Here is a 19,670-nt window from a genome sequence, read left to right as displayed (position 1 = left end):
CTGTCATGAACTTCCGCAACATCTCGGCCTGGTCGATTCGCAACCCGGTGCCATCGCTCGTCCTGTTCGTAGCGCTGACGCTGGCGGGGATCGTCAGCTTCATGCGGATGGACGTGAATCAAGACCCCGATATCGACTTCCCGGTCGCAATCGTCGTCATCAGCCAGCCGGGCGCAGCCCCGACCGAGCTCGAAACCCAGGTGACGCAGCGGGTCGAGGCGGCGGTACGCAGCCTGCAGGGCATCGACCAAATCGAATCGAGTGTCACCGAAGGCCAGTCGCAGACGGTCATCCAGCTCAATATCGGCACCCCGATCGATCGCGCGGTGCAGGATGTGCGCGAGGCGGTGAACCAGATCCGCGGCGATTTGCCCGAAGGTATTCTTGAGCCGCAGGTGTTCCGCGCCAACACCACCGACAATGATATGGCCAGCTTCACCGCGATCGCGCCCGACATGACGATCGAACAGCTAAGCTGGTATGTCGACAACACCGTCGCCAAGGAATTGCTCTCGGTCCCCGGCCTGTCGGCGGTGGATCGTATCGGTGGCGTCAATCGCGAAATTCGGGTCGTTCTTGATCCTACCCGCCTGCAATCAATGGGGCTCACCGCTTCCCAAGTGAACCAGGCGCTTCGCCAGGTGAACCTCAACGCCGCCGGCGGCCGCGCCGAAATCGCTGGCTCCGAACAGTCGGTCCGCGTGATCGGCGACGCTCAGACCGCCTATGATCTGGGCCAGACCCAAATCCCGGTCGCTGGCCGCAGCGTCCGCCTGTCCGACATCGCGCAAGTGCGCGACAGCATCGCCGAGCGCCGCTCGAACGCGGAATATAATGGCGGGCAGGTCGTCGCCTTCGACATCAAGCGCGCCAAGGGCGAATCCGACGTCGCGGTCTTTCACGGCGCGCAGGAAAAGTTGAAGGCACTCAACGAACGCAACCCCAAGGTACAGTTCGAACTGCTGTTCAACAACGTCAAATATGTCGAGGCGCAGTACGAAACCGCGATTACCGCGATGATTGAAGGCGCGGTTCTGGCGGTTATCGTCGTATTCTTCTTCCTGCGCGATTGGCGCGCAACGATCATTTCGTCGCTGGCGATCCCGCTCTCGGCAATTCCCGCCTTCTGGTTCATGGACCTGATGGGGTTCACCCTCAACCAGATGACGCTGCTGGCGCTCAGCCTGGTCGCGGGCGTGCTGGTCGACGATGCGATCGTCGAGATCGAGAATATCGTGCGGCACATGCGGATGGGCAAATCGGCCTATCAGGCATCGATCGATGCCGCCGATGAAATCGGCATGGCGGTGCTGGCGACGACGATGGCGATCGTCGCGGTATTCCTGCCGGTGGGCATGATGCCCGGCATTTCGGGTCAGTTCTTCAAGAATTTCGGCCTTACCGTTGTAGCAGCGGTACTCGTCAGCCTCGCGGTCGCACGCCTCATCACGCCAATGCTTGCCGCTTATTTCTTGAAGGCAAAGGGCCACGCCGAACATGGCGAAGGCTGGGCGATGGACCGCTATGTCGGTTTGCTCCGCTGGTCACTGAACCATGATCGGGCCGGGCAGGTGGCGGCAAAGGGCCGCTTCAATCGCTTCGTCGTGGCTCCATTGCTCGACCATCGCCTGTGGGTGATGGGGCTTGGTGCGGTGGCGATGGTGGCGACTGCTGCGCTACTTATGGTGCTGCCGCAGACGTTCCAGCCGACCCAGGACCAGGATAACTCAACCGCGACGATCGAAATGGTCCCTGGCACCACGCTGGCGCAAACCCAGGCGGTGGTGGATCGCGTGAAGGACATATTGGCGGCGCAGCCGGTGGTGACCGACACCTATGCCCGCGCCTTTGTCGGCAATGGCCGCGTCACCGCGATGCTGGCCGAAGACAAGAAGATGACCAGCGTCGAGTTCGAACGCAGCCTCGCCCCCGAATTCAACAAGATTCCCGACGCGCGGGTCGCCTTCCGCTCGCAAATGGGCTGGGGATCGGGCGGGCGGGACTTGTCGATTACGCTGGGCGGCGAAGACCCGGTGGTGCTGAACGACACCGCCAACAAGATCATGGCTGAAATGACGACGCTGCCGATGGTGGTTGCGCCGCGCGTATCAGGCGACATGAAACGGCCGGAAATAACCATTCGCCCGCGCCTCGACCTTGCCGCCAGCCTGGGGGTGACGACACAGGCGCTGTCCAGCGCGATCCGGATCGCAACACTTGGCGACATCGACCAGAACAGTGCGCGATTCTCGCTCAACGATCGGCAGATTCCGATCCGCGTCGCGCTGAGCGAGGACGCACGCGAGAAGCTGTCGACGATCGAGAATCTGCCAGTGCCCACCAACGCGGGCGGATCGGTGCCGCTGCGCGTCGTCGCCGATATCGGCTTCGGGGCCGGCCCCACCCGTATCGATCGGATCAACCAACAGCGCCGCCTGATGATCGGTGCCGATCTTGCCCCAGGTGTCGTTTCGGGTGAAGCGATGAAGGCCATCGATGCCTTGCCGACCATGAAGAACCTGCCGATCGGCGTGAACCGTCTGACGCTGGGCCAGGCCAAATGGCAGGGCGAGATGATCAACAACTTCATCATCGCCGTCATTTCAGGAATCCTGTTGGTCTTTGCGGTGCTGGTGTTGCTCTACAAGCGGATCATGCCGCCCTTTGTGAACATGGGATCGCTGCTGCTGGCACCGCTGGGCGGCTTGCTCGCGCTGTGGATCACGGGCAACCCGATTTCGATGCCGGTCTATATCGGGCTGTTGATGCTGCTGGGGATCGTCGCCAAGAATTCGATCCTGCTGATCGATTTCGCGCTCGAGGAAATGGAACAGGGCGTCGACAAGTTCACCGCGATCGTCGACGCCGGGCATAAGCGCGCGCAGCCGATCGTGATGACCACCGTCGCCATGGTCTTCGGCATGTTGCCGACCGCGCTGTCGCTGTCGGGCGATGGATCATGGCGTGCCCCAATGGGCATCACCGTGATCGGCGGCCTTATCGTCTCCACAATTTTGACGCTGGTCATCGTTCCCGCCACCTTCAGCCTGGCGGTGGGGATCGAACGCTGGGTCGGCCCGCGCCTGTCGAAGCGGCTGCTGACCTATCGTCCGGGCGACGGCGACCCCGTCGGGCCGATGCTAGATCACACGCCGGGCGGGCGGATCCCGTATCGCCCGGGCCAGGGTGACGTCGGCACCCAGCCAGCCGAGTGAACCTTCCCCCGGCTGGGGGATTAAGGCCCTGATGAGTCTGCGCGCATCCAGCATCCGATCGGGCGACACCCCGCCGCCCGCCCTGGTGCGGATGCGGCGCGTCGCCACCGGTTTGCTGGTGGCGATGGCGGGGCTTTTCCTGGTTGCCCGGTATAATGTCAGCGGCCATCCCGCCTGGGGCTATATTCAGTCATTCGCCGAGGCGGCGATGGTCGGCGGATTGGCGGATTGGTTCGCGGTTACTGCGCTATTCCGCCATCCGCTCGGGCTGCCGATCCCGCATACCGCGATCGTCCCGCGCAACAAGAACCGGATCGGCGACACGCTCGCGGTGTTCCTCAAGGACAATTTCCTCATCCCGCGGGTCGTCGCACAGCGGATGCGCGGAATCGATGTCGCGGGCGCGGCGGGGCGATGGCTGACGCAAGGAAACACTGGCGCGGCAGGCGGGCGGATGCGCTATGGCGCGGCGCGGTTGGCTGCCAACATGCTCGAATCGCTCGATCAGGATCGCTTGGGCGGGATGGTTCGCGGGGCGCTGTCGGGACAGCTTCGCCGGCTCGACGTCGCCCCGCTGCTCGGACAGGCGCTGGCCGCAGCGATCGCCGATGGCCGCCACGGCCCGCTGATGGACGGCAGCATCCGCTGGGCCGCGCGAATCCTCGAATCAAACGAGCATCTGATCCGTGCGATGGTGCAGGAGCGTGCGGGCGCGGTCCTTCGCTGGACGGGCCTCGACGAAACGCTGGCGAACAAGATCATCGACGGGCTGGAAACGCTGGTCCATGCGATGGCCGACGACCCCGATCACCCCTTGCGTGCCAAAGCCGAGGAAGGACTGGCGCAGCTCGCGCATGATTTGCAGCACGACCCCGAGACCCAGGCAAAGGTCGCGCGGTTCAAGGATGAAATGCTCGCAAACCCGGCGCTTGGCAGTTGGTGGCAGGGCGTGTGGGAAACGATGCGCGCCGGGCTGTTGCAGCTTGCGCGCGATCCCGATGCGATGATGGCCGGGCGGCTGGGCGATGGCCTGCGCCAGCTGGGCACCACGTTGCAATCCGATCCGGCGCTCGCGGCAACGATCAACCGCTTCGCCCGCCGCGCTGCCGTGGGTGCCGCATCGGACTATGGCGACGCGATCGTCCGGCTGGTTAGCGATACCGTGCGCGGATGGGATGCAGCGACGATCACCGGTCGACTGGAAAACGCGGTTGGCCGCGACCTGCAATATATTCGGATCAACGGCACGTTGGTCGGCGGGATCGTCGGGCTGGCAATCCATGCGATCGATGGCTGGCTATGAGCCGCCCCACACGCCCTCACCGCCAGTCGAGAATTGCCCAGCCCTCGCGCGCCGCCAGCGCTGCCAGTGGCGGGTGCGCGTTCACCGCAAAGGCCTCATCGGCCCAGCGCAACGCCGGCGCATCAGAAACATGATCGCTGTAGAACCGGATTTGGGCCTGATCGCGCGCAATCCCCTCGCGCGCCATCCACGCCTCGATCATAGCCAGCTTGGCGGGGCCATAGCAATTGTCGCCCGCCACCCCGCTCAGCACATCGCCCGCATCATCGCGGCGAACCTCGGTCGCGATCACCGCGTCGAAGCCAAGCCGGGCGGCGATCACCTCGGCATAATAACGATAGGATGCGGTCGCCAGTACCAGCCGATACCCCGCGGCGCGATCGGCGGCGATCCGGGCGCGCGCCGCCACCAGCACATCATCGCGATCTGTCGCCTCGCCAAACGCAGCGACCAGCCGGGCCATGTCGCGCGCCGTAACGCGCCGTCCCAGCATCAGCCGCTGGGTCACCCGCTTCAATCCGGCACGGTCGATCAGCTTCAGCGGATGGCCCAGCGCCGCCAAACCGGCGACGGGCAGCAACACCAACCGCCACGGCGCATGCCGCGCCGCCGCCGCGATCAGGAACCGGGTCCAGGTCGCGCGCCGCGTGACCGTTTTGTCCATGTCGTAAATTGCCAGCCGTTCCATGTATCGGGCCATGCCCCCTATATCCTTGCCGTTCCATCTCAAATCGACGATGGAGACAGGCGATGAAGCGCATGGCCGACTTTGCCCGCGACGGCGCCGATGGCGACACCATCCGCATGCAGGGCGACTTGTCGCTCGCGCGGCTGGGGGATTTGCCCGACCGACTCGAACAGGTCGATGGCGGCGTCCAACGGATTGACCTCACCGATGTCGATCGGATCGACACCGTCGGTGCGTGGATTGTGCATCGCTTCGCCCGTGATCGCGGTGCTGAGATTGTCGGGCTTAGCGAAGCCGGCACCAAGCTGATGGAGCAGGTCGTTGCCGCCGACCAGCCGTTAAGCAGCTCGGCAAAGCCCGATAATGTCGCGATGCGCGCGCTTGCCGACATCGGCGATGCCACCGTTCAGGCGGGCCGCAGCATGTGGGGCTTGCTCGGCTTCATGGGCGCGACCGTGCTCGCCTTTGGCAATGTCATCCGCCATCCGCGCCGTTTCCGCTTCAATGCCGTCGTCCACCGATTCGAAGTGGTCGGCGTCTCGGCGCTCGGCATTGTCGGCTTGATGAGCTTCCTGATCGGCATCGTGATCGCCCAGCAAGGAGCGGTCCAGCTCCGCCAGTTCGGAGCAGAGGTGTTCACGATCAACCTGATCGGTCGCCTCACGCTTCGCGAGCTCGGCGTGTTGATGACCGCGATCATGGTCGCTGGCCGGTCGGGTTCGGCATTTGCCGCGCAACTCGGCACGATGAAACTGACCGAGGAAATCGATGCGATGCGGACAATCGGCGTGTCGCCGATGGAAGCATTGGTGGTGCCGCGCGTGCTCGCCGCGGTGCTGCTGATGCCGCTGCTCGGCTTCTATGCGTCGGTCGTGGCGATCATCGGCGGCGGGCTGCTGAGCTGGGCCACCCTCGACATCCCGCCGATCACCTTCATCCAGCGTATCCGCGAAGTCGTGCCGATCACCGATCTCTATGTCGGACTGGTCAAGGCTCCGGTGTTTGGCGCGATCATCGCGATGTCGGGCTGTTATCAGGGCATGCTGGTCGAAAGCGATGCCGAACAGGTCGGGCTTCGCACCACCAGCGCGGTCGTGCAGGCGATCTTCCTTGTCATCGTCCTCGACGCCTTTTTCGCGGTGTTCTTCACCTGGGTCGGCTGGATATGATCGCGCAGGACCAGCCGCTGGCGCAGGAACGCGACGACGATTTCATCATCTGCGTGCGCGGGCTGAAAAATGCGTTCGGCGACCAGGTCGTGCATGAAAATCTCGACCTCGACGTTCGGCGGGGGGAAATCATCGGCGTGGTTGGCGGGTCGGGCACCGGCAAATCGGTGCTGATGCGCTCGATCATCGGGCTTCAGCATCCGGTCGAAGGCGCGATCGAGGTGTTCGGCGAAACCACGCTCGATCGCGAAGAGACTGAAGCGACAGAGATCCGCAAGCGTTGGGGCGTGTTGTTCCAGGGCGGTGCGCTGTTCTCGACGCTGACCGTGTCTGAAAATGTCCAGGTGCCGATCAAGGAATTTTATCCCCGGCTCGATCCGGTGCTGGTCAGCGAAATCGCCGCGTACAAGGTGGTGATGGCGGGATTGTCCGCCGATGCCGGTCCCAAATATCCGGCGGAATTGTCGGGCGGCATGAAAAAACGCGCCGGGCTTGCCCGCGCGCTGGCGCTGGACCCCGAATTGCTGTTCCTCGATGAGCCGACCGCCGGACTCGATCCGATCGGCGCCGCCGCATTCGACGAACTCACCAAATCGCTTCAGCGGACGCTGGGGCTTACCGTGTTTCTGATCACCCACGATCTCGATACGTTATACGCGATTTGCGACCGGGTGGCGGTGCTTGCGGATAAGAAGGTGATCGCCGTCGGCACCATCCCCGAATTGCTGGCGCTGGACCACCCGTGGATTCAGGAATATTTCAATGGACCGCGCGGGCGCGCCGCGGTCGACAGCGCCGAGCGGGCCAAGCCGCCAGCGAGCATGAGGTAAGGCATGGAAACCCGATCGAATCACGTTCTTGTCGGTGCCGTCGTGCTGATCCTGCTGCTGATGCTGGCGCTCTTCACCGTCTGGCTGGCGCGGCTGAGCGGCGGCAATGAAAAAGAATATGACATCTTTTTCAAACAAGCGGTCGATGGCGTGAACAAAGGGTCGCCGGTCGCCTTTTCGGGCGTGCCCTCGGGCCAGGTAACCGAGATCGCGCTGTTCAAGCCCGATCCGCAATTCGTGCGAGTGCGCATCCGGGTGAACGCCGATGTGCCGGTGCTCGAAGGCACCACTGCGACGATCCAGGGCGTCGGCTTCACCGGAGTCAGCCAGATCGCGCTTGATGGTGCGGTCAAGGGTGCGCCGCCGCTGGTATGCCCCAACAAAAATGCGTCGGCCGATTGCCCGTTCGGCGTGCCGATGATCCCGACCAAACAGGGCGGACTTGGCGCACTGCTCAATACCGCGCCGATGCTGCTCGAGCGTATCTCGACCCTTACCGAGCGGCTGACCGAATTGCTGTCCGACCGCAATCAGCAATCGATCGCGGGCATCCTCGAGAACACCAATCGCCTGTCGGGCGCGCTGGCCGATCGTGGCCCAGAGATTGCCGCGACGCTTGCCGAGACCCAGATGGCGATCCGCCGTGCCGGCATTGCCGCCGAACAGATCGGCCAGCTTGCCGCCACCACCAATACGGTGCTCGACGATGACCTTCGCCCGGTCATGGCGAACTTGAACAAGACGATCCTCGCCGCCCAGAAAAGCGCCGAAACGCTCGACGCGGCGATCGGCGATGCGCGCCCGGGGCTTCAGGCCTTCTCCAAGCAGACCGTTCCCGAAGTCGGGCAGTTGGTCGCCGATCTTCGCCAGATGACCGAGGCGCTGTCCGAGGTTGCCGAGAAGGTGAACCGTGGTGGTGCCGGCTCACTCGTCGGTTCGCCCAAGCTGCCCGATTATGAACCCAAGTGACGCATTCCGTGAGGCATCGGCCATGAAGAAGCTCATCATCCTGCTCGCCGCGCTGCCGCTATCGGCCTGTATCCGCTTCGGGGCAGAGCCACCACCCTCGCTGCTCACCCTCACCAGCGCGGCGGCGGTGCCGGTCGGGCAAAACCGTTCGTCGGGCAACGCCCCCACGATCACGATCATGGTACCCTCGACGCCGCAGGAGCTTGCGGTCGCTCGGGTGCCGGTGCGGTCGACCGACACGTCGATCACCTATGTGAAGGACGCGCTATGGGTCGAGCCGCCCGCCCGGCTGTTCGCGCGACTATTGTCGGATACGCTGACCAGCCGCACTGGCCATGTCGTGCTGTCAGGCCGGCAGTCGAACATCGACCCTGGCGCGCAATTGTCGGGCGAGTTGCGGAATTTCGGCTTCGATGCCGCCACCAGCGAAGCGATCGTCACCTTTGACGGCGCGTTGTTGCGCAAAGATGCCGGCGCATTCGAAAAGCGCCGTTTCGAAGCGCGCGTGCCGGTGACCGCGATCGACGCGGCCAATGCCGGGGTCGCGCTCAACCAGGCAGCCAATCAGGTCGCGGGCGAAGTCGCTGATTGGGTGGGCCGCTAAGGCTCGTTTTGCCGCCGGTCTCTGCCGCCAACAGCGGTCAGGGAACCCGCCGCACTTGTGGCGGCAGATCGCAAACCGCGGCCCCCACCGCCACGGTTGGAGCCGCCGGGACTTCGCGCAACCGAAGATACGCTGCGAACCTTACATTATCCGCCGCGCGATAAGCGAAGCTCGGCCGCTCGCCCTCCGGCAGATCGCTCGCCAGCCGCACCGACAGGATCGGCGTCCGCTCTGCCGGATCGGCATAAACCCCCAGCGGCGCATCGCTTCGCTTGAGCGACGACAGATGCTGCATCCCCTCGATGATCCGCCCGACAGCCGTATAATTGCGATCGAGCCGGCGTGCCGACTGGCCGATCGGGGTAAATAATTCCGCGCCGCTGCCGGTGTTGGGCAGGGCGTCGCGCGCGACCCCGACCGATCCATAGCAATGCGTCAGCCACGCCGCCTTGCCGTCGGTCGCGATCGGCCAGCCATCGGCGGTGAAGCCCGATGCGGTCGAATAGCCGTCGGCCCGCGCCATCCGCTGTGCTGCGTCGAACGCCGGGATTTCGAATTCAGGCGCGGGCGATTCGACAATGCCTGCGGGCAAAGGCTTTTTCTCGGTCGGATCGCCCCATTGCGCGACCCAGTTTTCCTGCACGCGATAGATGCTTTCGCCATCCCACCACCCGGCCTTCGCCAGGGTGCGGATATTGGCGACATGTGCCGGCGCAAGCCGCGAAGCCAGCCGGATCACCACCACACGGCCATCGGCCAGCGTCATCACCAGCAATTCATCCGCCGGTATCGGTCGCCAATCGGTCGGCAGCGGATCGCTTGGCAGCATCGGCGGAGGTGGGGGTGACACAGGCGCGATCTGCGGCGCTAGCGAGGCGAGCAGCAGCGCCAAAACGGGGGCGGTGATCAACATGGCGCCAGCGTGGCACGGCCCGCGGCGGATACACAATGGGATAGCGGTTGCGGGAACCTTGCGACTACCGCAATGTTAGCGTAGTCGGCCTCCTCTGCACCAAGGGTATGCGGAGCGGTGGCCGAGTGGTCGAAGGCGCTCGCCTGGAAAGTGAGTATGGGTCAAAAGCCCATCGTGGGTTCGAATCCCACCCGCTCCGCCAACCCGATGAACGTCGGCCCCACGCCGGCGAATGCGAGCAGAGTATTTTTATTGCCTCAACCGCCTCAGCCCAAGACCGGCAACCTGGCCATTCTCGACGTGCTTAGCCGGACCGGGGCCGGGCTGTTTGCCGATTTCGACAGCGAACGCATCGTCCAGCAGGTTACCGATTCGAGCGTGGCACTGACCGGCGCTTGCTATGCCGCCTATTTCCACAATCTGATCGATGAAAGCAGCGGCAGCCTTGGGCTCTATACGCTGTCAGGCGCGCGCCGCGAGGATTTCGAGGGGCTGGGCCATCCGCGCGCGACCGCGATTTTCGCGCCCACCTTCGCCAATCAGGTAGTGCGGTCTGACGATGTCCTGGTCGATCCGCGCTATGGCCATAATTCGCCGCACCACGGATTGCCCAGCGGGCATCTGCCGGTGCGAAGCTATCTTGCCGTCCCGGTGGTCGGGCGATCGGGGGCGGTGTTGGGCGGCATCCTGCTCGGGCATCCCGAACCTGCCCGATTCGGCGACGAAGAGGAACGGCTGATCGTCAGCCTGGCCGGGCAGGCTGCAATCGCGATCGACAATGCCCAGCTCTATCATGCCGCACAGCGCGAGCTCACCGATCGCCGCCGAATCGAGGCCGCCCTGGCAGCCAGCGAAACACGGATGGAGGCAATCGCCAATTCGATCGACCAGATGATCTGGACCACCCAGCCCGACGGCTTTCACGATTATTACAATGCCCGCTGGTATGAATATACCGGCGTGCCACGCGGATCGACCGATGGCGATGGCTGGCAGGCGATCTTCCACCCCGATGATCAGCCGATTGCCAGTGAGCGCTGGCGGCACAGCCTGGATACCGGCGAACCTTATGAGATCGAATACCGCCTGCGCCATCACAGCGGCGACTATCGCTGGGTATTGGGCCGGGCACAGTGCATGCGCGACGGCGACGGGCGGATCACCCGCTGGTTCGGCACCTGCACCGACATCCACGAGCTGAAGGTCGCCCGCGACCAGCTGCGCCACTTCAACGAAACGCTAGAAGCACGGGTGCAGGCGCGCACCGAGGAGCTGATGCTAGCGCAGGAGGCGCTTCGCCAGGCACAAAAGATGGAGGCGGTCGGCCAGCTCACCGGCGGCATCGCACATGATTTCAACAATTTGCTGACGATCGTCACCGGGAATATCGGGATCACCCAGCGTGCCATCGCCGCCGCCGGGATCAACGATCCGCGCGCCACCCGCGCGCTAGACGGGGCGATGAAGGGGGCCGAGCGCGCCGCCGCGCTTACCCAGCGCCTGCTCGCCTTCTCGCGCCGCCAGCCATTGGTGCCAAAGCCGATCGACGTCGATCGGCTGATTACGTCGATGGCCGATCTGCTTAATCGCGCGCTTGGCGAGACTGTCGCGCTGGAAACGGTCACTACCCCTGGCCTGTGGCGTACCGAGGCCGACCCGCACCAGCTTGAGAGCGCGATCCTCAACCTGGCGGTCAACGCGCGCGATGCGATGCCTGATGGCGGCAAGCTGACGATCGAAACCGCCAACGCCAATCTCGACGAACCCTATTCGGCGCAACATGCCGAAGTAGCGCCGGGCAGCTATGTCATGGTGTGCGTCACCGACACCGGCTGCGGCATGGCGCCCGACCAGGTGCAGCGCGCGTTCGAACCCTTCTTCACCACCAAGGAAGTCGGCAAGGGCACCGGCCTCGGGCTTTCGATGGTCTATGGCTTCGTCAAGCAATCGGGCGGCCATGTGAAGATTTATTCGGAGGTGGGGGAAGGCACGACGATCAAGCTGTATCTGCCCCGCCTGCTGCGCGACGTGACGATCGAACCCGAACCTGCCCCTGCAACCGGGCTGGAGCCCAGCGTCCGGCGCGAGACGGTGCTGGTTTGCGAGGACGATGACGACGTCCGCGCCTATACCGTCGAATGCCTGCGCGAACTGGGCTATCGCGTGCTCGAGGCGCATGACGGCCCCTCGGCGATCCGACTGCTCGAACGCCAGGACGTGCCCGTCGACCTGCTCTTCACCGACGTAGTGATGCCCGGCATGTCGGGGCGCGAAGTCGCCGAGGCGGCGCAGGCGATCCAGCATGACCTGCGCGTGCTCTACACCTCGGGCTATACCCGCAACGCGATCGTGCATGGCGGGCGGCTCGATCCCGGTGTCGAGATGATCGGCAAGCCGTTCAGCTTCGAAACGCTCGCGCGCACCGTTCGCGATGTGCTGGATCGGGGGCGAAGCGAGCGCGTGCTGGTCGTCGAGGGCGACGATCAGGTACGCGGGCTTGCGGTCGAGGCGCTGGCGAGTTCAGGCGTCCCGTCCGAAGGCGCAGCGACCGCCGGCGAGGCGCTGGGCAAGGTGCGCGCGGCGCGCGGCGACTATGCCTTTGTCGTCATCGATGCCGAGCTTGCCGAAGCGCTGGTCGCTGAATTGCGCGCGCAGCATCGTTGCCTGGCAATCCTGATCGCCTCCGACGGCCCCGACCCGGCACTGGTCGAGCGCTATGCCGACGACCGCTATGTCGCGATCATCGAAAAGCCCTACACCGCCGCGCGGCTGCGCGAGGCGAATGCCGCGCTGGCGGGCGAGAGGCGTGGATGACCGTTCGTCCTGAGTAGGGGCTGAGCGAAGGCGAAGACCCGTATCGAAGGACATTGCCCCAAGCGGACGGCTGCTTCGATACGCCGCTTCGACAAGCTCAGCGGCTACGCAACACCATCCAGCGCAGGTACAACCCCAAAGCCCCGCGCAATCACCGTCTCGCTCGCCACCCGCCCACGCAGCGCCGCGACGATCACCGCCAGCGCTGCCTGCGGATCGCAGCGCCGCCCGCACAGGAAAATGTCGATCGCGGCATAGCCATGCTCGGGCCAGCTATGGATCGAGATGTGCGATTCGGCGAGCAGCGCCACCCCGGTCACCCCCTGCCCCGGCCCGAACGCATGCAGCCGCACGTCGAGCACCGTCGCTCCCGCCGCCGCCGCCCCATCCCGCAGTGCCGCTTCGACCAGCGTCAGATCGTCTAGCCGACTGCAATCATGCAGGTCGGCGATCAGGTGGCGGCCGTCATAGGGGGGGATCATGTCAACGCCTCATGCGCGTGGCCAATCCGCGCCATCGCAGCCTCGGCAGCGCGGGTGCCGTGATAGTGCGCTTCCTCGAAGATCGACAGCCCCGACAGGTCGCTATGCGCAAGGTAGAGCGGCGGCTCGGGCGCGAACGTCTTTGCCGCGCCCCAGACATAGCCCGGCACCGGACGCGCCATCGCATGCCCCCAGCGCCATAATTCGATCCCGGTGATCGCATCGGCCATGTCGGGATGCATCGCCAGCAAATCGTCGCGCACGATCCGCTTCCATTCATCGGCTGGCCGTTCGAGCAGCAGCCGGCGGCCATTGGCGGGCGTCATGTTCGACAGCGGCAGATACCAGCTCAGCACGCTTTCGGCGCCCAGCGCGCGCGACTGGTGGGTGGCGACGACATAGCCCAGCGATTCGCTGGTGGTCGACACATTGTCCCAGGCGAGCGGCACGCCCGCGCCGCCGGGCAGCCGCGACACGGTGATGTTGGCGACCAGCCACGGGGCATAGCTGCACGCAGCCGTATCGGGCAGTTCGGCGCAAATTCGTTTGGCGACGAACAACGGCATCGCGGCGATCACCGCTGCCGCCCGCGTGCGGTAGGTGACGCCCTCACCGACGTCGAAATGATCGACATGGAACGCGCCGTCGCCCTGCCGCTCGATCGCATGGACGATCCGCCCGGTCGCGATGTTGTCCGGGAACGCCGCCGCCATCGCCTGGGTCAGCCGCCCATTGCCCCCCGGCCAGGTCAGCACATTATCCCCGGCATCACCCGCCGCATGGCCGCGCCGTCCCGCGAAATAATGGATGCCCGCCCAGGCGGACACATCCTCGGGCTCAGTCCCGTAATCGTCGCGCGTCGCATAGCGGACATGCGCGCGCAGCACCGGCGACGTGTAGCCGCGCTCGTCGAGCCATTGCCCGAAGCCGATCCGGTCGAGCGATCGCCACTGCGCGTCCCCCGAACTATACGCGATCGGCGTTGCGAAAGCGGGGCGCCCGTCGCTGCCCGTCGCCGCCGAGAACGCCGCCATTTCGGCACCGAAGCCCACAAGCTGGCGTTGATCCTCAGCCGTCAGCCCGGTGGTGGGCACCAGCCCCTCATGCCAGCGCCCGCGCCAGAACAACCGCTCCTGCAGATCGGCGCAAAGCTGCTGCGGGTCATAGACCGGCAATCCGTCCTGCTCGCCAGTGATGATCCCCAGCCGGGTCAACAGCTTATGCAGCGCGCGTGCCTCGACATTGGCGATCGGCAGATAATGCGCGCCGAGCGGATAGGCCGACACCGCATTGCGTCCCGACCGCGCATTGCCGCCCGCGACGTCCTCCAGCTCGAGCAGCCGGAAATCGCGATAGCCTGCCTCGTTGAGCACCCATCCCGCCGCCAGCCCGGCAACCCCGCCGCCGGCGATGACGATGCCTGCATCGTCGAACATCGTCGGCGCAGGAAAGCCGCCTTTACGCAGCCGATGCCCGCGTTCGAGATCGGCCCCCAGCAGCGCCCCCTGCGGCAATGCTGGCTCGCGAAACGCATAGGCAGCGCCTGCCCCCGCCGCTGCGACCGCACCCGCGCCTACCCCCAGAAAAGTGCGCCGATCAGCCTTCATAGCGGCTCCACGCGCGATCGAACTCGCGCACCAGCACCTGGTTGTCGAGCCGGTTCACTTGCGTAGGGCGGCGCGCCATGTCGGGCGGAAATTGGTAAAGCTGCCGCTCGACCTCGGCGGTCAGGAAGCGACCCTTCGGAAAATTCGCCTCGACCGGGATCGGACGGTTGGCGGCGAGCAGGAAACCCCATTCGCCGAAGCTCGGCACATAGGCGTGATAGCCGCGCGTCACGAAACCCGCCGCCTCTAGCGTCGTTGCTACGGTCCAATAAGCATCGGGTGCGATCAGCGGCGAGGTGCTTTGCACCACCATCATCGCGCCGGGAGCAAGCAGCCGGCGGACCTGGTTATAGAAGCTTTCAGTATAGAGCTTGCCCACCGAATAATCGACCGGATCGGGGAAATCGACGATGATCGCGTCATAGCGATCGGTCGCCTCCCGCACCCAGCGAAAGCCGTCGTCGTTGATCACGGTCATGCGCGGATCGGACAGTGACCCCTGGTTCATCCGCGCCAGCGTGCCGGTTTGGCGAAACAGCCCGGTCATCGCGCCGTCGAGATCGACCAACGTCACCTTCTCGACACTGGGATAGCGAAACACCTCACGCGCCGCGAGGCCATCGCCGCCGCCTAGGATCAGCACGTTGCGCGGATTGCTGACACGCCCGAGCGCGGGATGCACCAGCGCCTCGTGATAGCGATATTCGTCGCGCGACGAGAATTGCAGATTGCCGTTGAGGTACAGCCGAAGATCGTCGTCGCGGCGGGTGAGCACGATTCGCTGGAACCGGCTCGACTTGGCGTAGATGATCGGTTCGCCATAGCCCGCAACCTCGCCCATCCGTTGCAACCGGTCAGACGCGAAGAACCCCGCCGCCAGCGCCGCCAGAATCACCACCGCCGCGATCTTTTCCCCGCGCAACCCGCTCGCGCGTGGCAGCGCGAACAGCACCGCAAGCGCGACCGCTGCATTGGCGAAGCCGAACAGGAAACCGGTGCGGATCATCCCCAGATGCGGCATCAGCACCAGCGGGAAAAGCAACGACGCGAACAGCGCGCCGACATAATCGAAGGTCAGGACGCTGGAGACGACTTCGCGAAAGTCGAAATCCTTGAGGATTCGGATCAGCAACGGGATCTCTAGCCCGACCAGAAATCCGATCGCCAGCACGATGCCATAGAGGGTGATGCGGAAATGATCGATCAGCGGGAACAGCAGGAACAACGCCGCCGCCGAACAGCCGCCGATGATCGCGATCAGCAATTCGACGCGAACGAACAGCCGCAACTCGCCGCGCTTCACATAGCGTGAGCACCAGCTACCGATTCCCATCGCGAACAAATAGCTGCCGATGACGGTCGAAAATTGGGTAACGCTGTCGCCCAGCAGATAGCTGGCGATCGTCGATGCCAGCAGTTCGTAGATCAGCCCGCAAGTCGCGACGACAAAGGCCGAGACCAATAATGCCCCCGCCGGTGCCGTCAGCTTGGTGCGCGGCGAGGCGGGGTCCACATCAGCCATGAATTGCCGCAGCGATGATCAGCGCCAGGCCGAGCGCCATCGCCGCCGTCACGATCGCGACGCCGATATTGCGCTGGTCGTGAATCTCGTTCCACAATTGGCCCGGCGTCAGCTTGTCGAGCACCCAGAAGCCAACCCCGAAAACCAGCATGCCAATGCCGGCATAGAGCAACGTGTTGAGCAGGACGGGGATTGTCGTGACCATGTGTCGTGTCCCTTATTTATGCGTGGGAATGAAGATGATGCCGCCACCACCGCCGGTGCGCGTGCCCTGCACCGGGCGGCTGGCATCGGCAAAGGGCGACCAGGCATAATTGGTCGCGAACAGGAATGCCGCCGCGATCCCGGCGCACCACAGGCCATAGAATAAGGTGCCGCTCCGCATCAGTCTTCCTCATCGCTCAGCACGGGGGCGAAATCGCTTTCGCCCTTGCGCGCGGTTTCGAACGCGGCGTGGCGCAGCGCGGCGAATAACAGCGGTATCGCGATCAGGATCAACCCCAACAGCAATACCCCGCCCTGGAACCGGGTGGTTCGCACGCTGATGTCGAGTTGCGGCTGAAAATTGCCGCCGCGTCGCCAGTCGGGGGCATCGGGCTGAACCGTCGCCCCGCCGCCGCTGAAGAAATCGCCAGGGTTCGATCCGCTGTTCAACGGTGCCGTGGGATCGACCCACACATTGCCGCGATACGACACGATCAGGTCATACTTGCCCGCCGGCACTGCGGCAAAGCTCGCGCCGGTGCTTCGCGATCCCTCGCTCCAACTGCCGTCGCTATCGCGCCCCGAATAGGCCTCGGCCGCCTTCGACGCGGTATAGGCTTTCTGGTCGAAGCGATTGACCAGCGCATAATTGATATCGACCCAGCCGTTCGACAGCGCCGGCACGCTGGTCTCGATCTTCACCCCCTGGCGCGCGTTGGGCAGCGTGAAGGGGCCAAGCGTTGCTTCCTGCTCGCTGCCATCGGCGGCGATCGGTGCGGCGCCGGTGAACACGATTCCCCCGCCGCCGCTGAAGATCGCCACCCCCAGCAACAGCATGATCGCGGCCAAGGCGACGAACAGCCCCTGCTTCAGAAAGCCGATATGCGGCGAAGGCTGGTGCGGCAGCGGCGGTGAAGGATGGGGGTTGGCGGTGACCCCGAACGCCTTCATTTCCTGTGGATCGAGCAATTCGGACAGCGACCAGCTCACTTCGCGGTCGTCGGCCTCGCGCGACAGCATGAAGCCCGGGCGGACCCAATCATCGGTGCGCACCGTCTCGCCGCGCTTCACCCGCCAGTAAAATTCGCCGACGACATAATCCACTTGTGCGGTGCCATCGGCGAAGAAGGGCTGATAGCGCTGCCCCCCCAGCATGATGCCGCCGTCATGGCCGGGCACCACCGTCAATTGCTCGCCAAAGCTCCAGCCGCCGCGATTGGCGATCAGCCAGCGATAGCCGTGATAGGGGTTGAAGAGGAGATATTCCTCCCAGCCATATTGGCCGCGCTCGCTCCGCGCCAGATAGCCGATCGCTTCCCATTCAATGCCGCGCAGCGTGCCGCGCGTGCCCAGCGGTATCTCCAGCCGCGCCACTGCTTCGCGATATTGCGTGACCAGCTTCACGTCTGGCTGCGACACGTCGAGGATGCTCGAACAATATTGGCACGCGATCGTCACGGTATAGCCCGCGGCGCGCACCGCGAGCGTACCGCCGCACGACGGACAGCTCAGCGCCTTGGCGGCGCGGGCGGGCGGGGCGGCGTCAGCCATTCGCCGGAATCGCCCAACCATCAATCGCGCGCAACCCTGTCGGCTGCAACTCGGCAAGCGTCACATAGCGCCCGTCATAGAAATGCACCGTGTCGCCATCGCGCTGCATATTCGCCAGGCGGCCCGAAACGGTGCGGAAATCGACCGAGTAAATCCGCCATCCCGGCGGCGCGGTGAAGGGCAGCTCACCCTCGGCTGCGATGCATTCCACCTCGCGGGCATCGGCAATGGTGAGCATGTCGTCGTCGAGCTTGATCCGATCGCCGATCGGCGCATCGGCACCGCGCTGGATCGCTCTCAGCACCGGCGACTGGACCCGGGGCACCGGGCGTTCGAAGGTCATCATGAACTGCCCCATCGCCTCACCCAGCCAGCCAAAGCCGGTGTCGCCGAACAGGCACAGCCATTCGTTCCACGATCCATCGGTCCACGACCAGCGCACGCGGCCAACAATCTCGAACGGCTTGCCATCGAAGCGGCCGCGCGTGCCGATCTGCAACGGGCTGACATCGAACGGCAACGCCGCCTGTACCCCGGCAATCGCTACGCCTGAATCACTACGCACCAGCATCGACCGGCAATGGTCGCACACACGATCGGGCAGCCCCGCCGAGCGGAACGTGACCGGGGCACCGCAATTGGGACAATCGATGGTCAGCATGGACGAACTCGCTCCCCTCCCTGCAAGGGAGGGGCCGGGGGTGGGTGGATTGCTCACGCTACGGATAGGCGGGGTGCCGGGCGGCCGTACCGCCCGGACCAAACCCACCCCCTACCCCTCCCTTGCAGGGAGGGGAGCAGGCTACCGGATCCGCCCCAGCAATTCGGTCTTCTTGGCATCGAAATCGGCCTGGGTGATCGCGCCGATCGTCAGCAGCTTGTGCAGCTTTTCGATCTGGCCATAGGCATCCTCGCTCGCTGCCGCTGGGGCAGCACCGCCACCGGCACCGCCGAGCGCGCCCGCCATCGCCTGACCCATCGCCATGCCCGCACCCGCACCGACGCCCATGCCGGCGATCCCGCCTTCCTGATTCGCCGCCTTCTCGATCGCATCGCCGCTCTGGAACTTCACGAAACGGTCGAGGTCACCGACCACCCGCATCGACGATGCCTTGTCGAGATATTTCTGCACTTCCTCGGGCAGCGACACGCTCTCGATAAAGAAGGTCTGGCACGACAGCCCCCATTGGGTGAACGCCGGCTGCACCATTTCCTTCAATCGATCAGACATCGCCGCCTGATCGGCCGCCATGTCGACGAAACCGAATTCGCTGCGCCCCAACGACGTCGCAAGCTGTGTCGCGATCGCGCTGCGCAATTGCTGCTCGACATCCTCGACCCCCATCCGCTCGAGCGTGCCCATCAGCTTGGCCTGGAACACCGGCGGCTGTTCGATGCGGAAGCTATAGCCGCCAAACGCGCGGATGCGCAGCGGGCCGAACTCCTTGTCACGTACCGTCACCGGTTGCGACGTTCCCCATTTATGCCCCGCCTGCTCCTTTTGCGTGAAGAACAGCACATCGGCCTTGAACGGCGACTTGAAGCCCTTGTCCCAATTCTGCAGCGCGGTCAGCAGCGGCAGGTTCGACGTTTCGATCGTGTGCATGCCAGGGCCAAAGGCATCGGCCATCTGCCCTTCGTTATAGAAGAACGCGACCTGCCCCTCGCGCACCGTCAGCGCGGCACCGTTCTGGATCTCGCGATCCTGCATCGGATAGCGGATCGCCAGGTCGCCGGGCTGCTCCACCCAATCGATGACGTCGACAAGCTGCTTCTTGAGGAAATCGAGAATGCCCATG

Annotated in this window: 17 protein-coding genes and 1 tRNA gene; 8 read left to right on the top strand and 10 right to left on the bottom strand. The window is 64.7% G+C overall.

Annotation, left to right across the window (positions count from 1 at the left end):
• The first annotated feature begins 5 nt into the window (after positions 1 to 5).
• Both QU44_RS05295 and QU44_RS05290 read left to right on the top strand, forming a co-directional pair.
• Positions 6 to 3,215 (top strand): efflux RND transporter permease subunit, encoded by a 3,210-nt coding sequence (locus QU44_RS05295; RefSeq protein WP_033920664.1) that lies wholly within the window; start codon positions 6 to 8, stop codon positions 3,213 to 3,215.
• Between the two features lie 31 nt (positions 3,216 to 3,246).
• Positions 3,247 to 4,518: a DUF445 domain-containing protein gene (locus tag QU44_RS05290; RefSeq protein WP_231621622.1), complete on the top strand. Its 1,272-nt coding sequence runs from the start codon at positions 3,247 to 3,249 to the stop codon at positions 4,516 to 4,518.
• A gap of 16 nt (positions 4,519 to 4,534) precedes the next feature.
• Here the strand turns inward: QU44_RS05290 and QU44_RS05285 are convergent, their stop codons facing one another.
• Complete coding sequence (locus tag QU44_RS05285) at positions 4,535 to 5,218, bottom strand: HAD family hydrolase (RefSeq protein WP_231621621.1); 684 nt, start codon at positions 5,216 to 5,218, stop codon at positions 4,535 to 4,537.
• A gap of 50 nt (positions 5,219 to 5,268) precedes the next feature.
• Here QU44_RS05285 and QU44_RS05280 point away from each other — a divergent pair, with 50 nt between their 5' ends.
• The 4 genes from QU44_RS05280 to QU44_RS05265 are packed head-to-tail and all read left to right on the top strand — an operon-like array spanning position 5,269 to position 8,778.
• Positions 5,269 to 6,375 (top strand): ABC transporter permease, encoded by a 1,107-nt coding sequence (locus QU44_RS05280; protein ID WP_156140946.1) that lies wholly within the window; start codon positions 5,269 to 5,271, stop codon positions 6,373 to 6,375.
• Positions 6,372 to 7,205, top strand: coding sequence for an ABC transporter ATP-binding protein (locus QU44_RS05275; RefSeq protein ID WP_052134353.1), 834 nt, complete (start codon positions 6,372 to 6,374; stop codon positions 7,203 to 7,205). The genes QU44_RS05280 and QU44_RS05275 overlap by 4 nt, the downstream gene beginning before the upstream one ends.
• 3 nt (positions 7,206 to 7,208) lie before the next feature.
• Positions 7,209 to 8,174: an MlaD family protein gene (locus QU44_RS05270; protein WP_033920663.1), complete on the top strand. Its 966-nt coding sequence runs from the start codon at positions 7,209 to 7,211 to the stop codon at positions 8,172 to 8,174.
• 22 nt (positions 8,175 to 8,196) lie between these two features.
• A complete protein-coding gene (locus QU44_RS05265; protein ID WP_033920662.1) occupies positions 8,197 to 8,778 on the top strand; it encodes an ABC-type transport auxiliary lipoprotein family protein in 582 nt (193 codons plus the stop codon).
• Between the two features lie 37 nt (positions 8,779 to 8,815).
• Here the strand turns inward: QU44_RS05265 and QU44_RS05260 are convergent, their stop codons facing one another.
• Positions 8,816 to 9,691, bottom strand: coding sequence for a peptidylprolyl isomerase (locus tag QU44_RS05260; RefSeq protein WP_033920661.1), 876 nt, complete (start codon positions 9,689 to 9,691; stop codon positions 8,816 to 8,818).
• Between the two features lie 111 nt (positions 9,692 to 9,802).
• Here QU44_RS05260 and QU44_RS05255 point away from each other — a divergent pair.
• Both QU44_RS05255 and QU44_RS18130 read left to right on the top strand, forming a co-directional pair.
• Positions 9,803 to 9,893, top strand: a tRNA-Ser gene (locus QU44_RS05255).
• Positions 9,894 to 9,943: 50 nt separating this feature from the next.
• Entirely contained in the window at positions 9,944 to 12,505 is a 2,562-nt protein-coding gene (locus QU44_RS18130; protein ID WP_052134352.1) for a response regulator, read from the top strand.
• A 104-nt stretch (positions 12,506 to 12,609) separates the two neighbouring features.
• On the opposite strand, the gene speD is transcribed toward QU44_RS18130, so the two are convergent.
• The 8 genes from speD to QU44_RS05215 all read right to left on the bottom strand — a co-directional run bounded on the left by speD (position 12,610) and on the right by QU44_RS05215 (position 19,669).
• Positions 12,610 to 12,987 carry an adenosylmethionine decarboxylase gene (speD, locus tag QU44_RS05245; RefSeq protein ID WP_033920660.1) on the bottom strand — a complete coding sequence of 126 codons (378 nt, stop codon included), beginning with the start codon at positions 12,985 to 12,987 and terminating at the stop codon, positions 12,610 to 12,612.
• On the bottom strand, positions 12,984 to 14,594 hold the full coding sequence (locus tag QU44_RS05240) for an FAD-dependent oxidoreductase (RefSeq protein ID WP_033920658.1): 1,611 nt from the start codon (positions 14,592 to 14,594) through the stop codon (positions 12,984 to 12,986). The genes speD and QU44_RS05240 overlap by 4 nt, the downstream gene beginning before the upstream one ends.
• Positions 14,584 to 16,116 carry a polyamine aminopropyltransferase gene (locus QU44_RS05235; protein ID WP_033920656.1) on the bottom strand — a complete coding sequence of 511 codons (1,533 nt, stop codon included), beginning with the start codon at positions 16,114 to 16,116 and terminating at the stop codon, positions 14,584 to 14,586. The genes QU44_RS05240 and QU44_RS05235 overlap by 11 nt, the downstream gene beginning before the upstream one ends.
• On the bottom strand, positions 16,109 to 16,321 hold the full coding sequence (locus QU44_RS05230; RefSeq protein ID WP_033920655.1) for a DUF350 domain-containing protein: 213 nt from the start codon (positions 16,319 to 16,321) through the stop codon (positions 16,109 to 16,111). Before QU44_RS05230 ends, QU44_RS05235 begins: the two co-directional genes overlap by 8 nt.
• 12 nt (positions 16,322 to 16,333) lie before the next feature.
• Positions 16,334 to 16,501: a hypothetical protein gene (locus tag QU44_RS18125; protein WP_156140943.1), complete on the bottom strand. Its 168-nt coding sequence runs from the start codon at positions 16,499 to 16,501 to the stop codon at positions 16,334 to 16,336.
• On the bottom strand, positions 16,501 to 17,871 hold the full coding sequence (locus tag QU44_RS05225; protein ID WP_033920654.1) for a DUF4178 domain-containing protein: 1,371 nt from the start codon (positions 17,869 to 17,871) through the stop codon (positions 16,501 to 16,503). Before QU44_RS05225 ends, QU44_RS18125 begins: the two co-directional genes overlap by 1 nt.
• Complete coding sequence (locus QU44_RS05220) at positions 17,864 to 18,532, bottom strand: DUF4178 domain-containing protein (RefSeq protein ID WP_033920652.1); 669 nt, start codon at positions 18,530 to 18,532, stop codon at positions 17,864 to 17,866. The genes QU44_RS05225 and QU44_RS05220 overlap by 8 nt, the downstream gene beginning before the upstream one ends.
• 141 nt (positions 18,533 to 18,673) lie before the next feature.
• The gene (locus QU44_RS05215; protein ID WP_033920651.1) at positions 18,674 to 19,669 is read right to left on the bottom strand and encodes an SPFH domain-containing protein; all 996 of its coding nucleotides are present in this window, start codon (positions 19,667 to 19,669) and stop codon (positions 18,674 to 18,676) included.
• Position 19,670 lies beyond the last annotated feature (1 nt).

The organism is Sphingomonas sp. 37zxx (assembly GCF_000786205.1).
GTDB lineage: Bacteria > Pseudomonadota > Alphaproteobacteria > Sphingomonadales > Sphingomonadaceae > Sphingomonas.
Note: the sequence above shows the minus strand (reverse complement) of the source record. Positions and strands in the feature narration are given on the sequence as shown.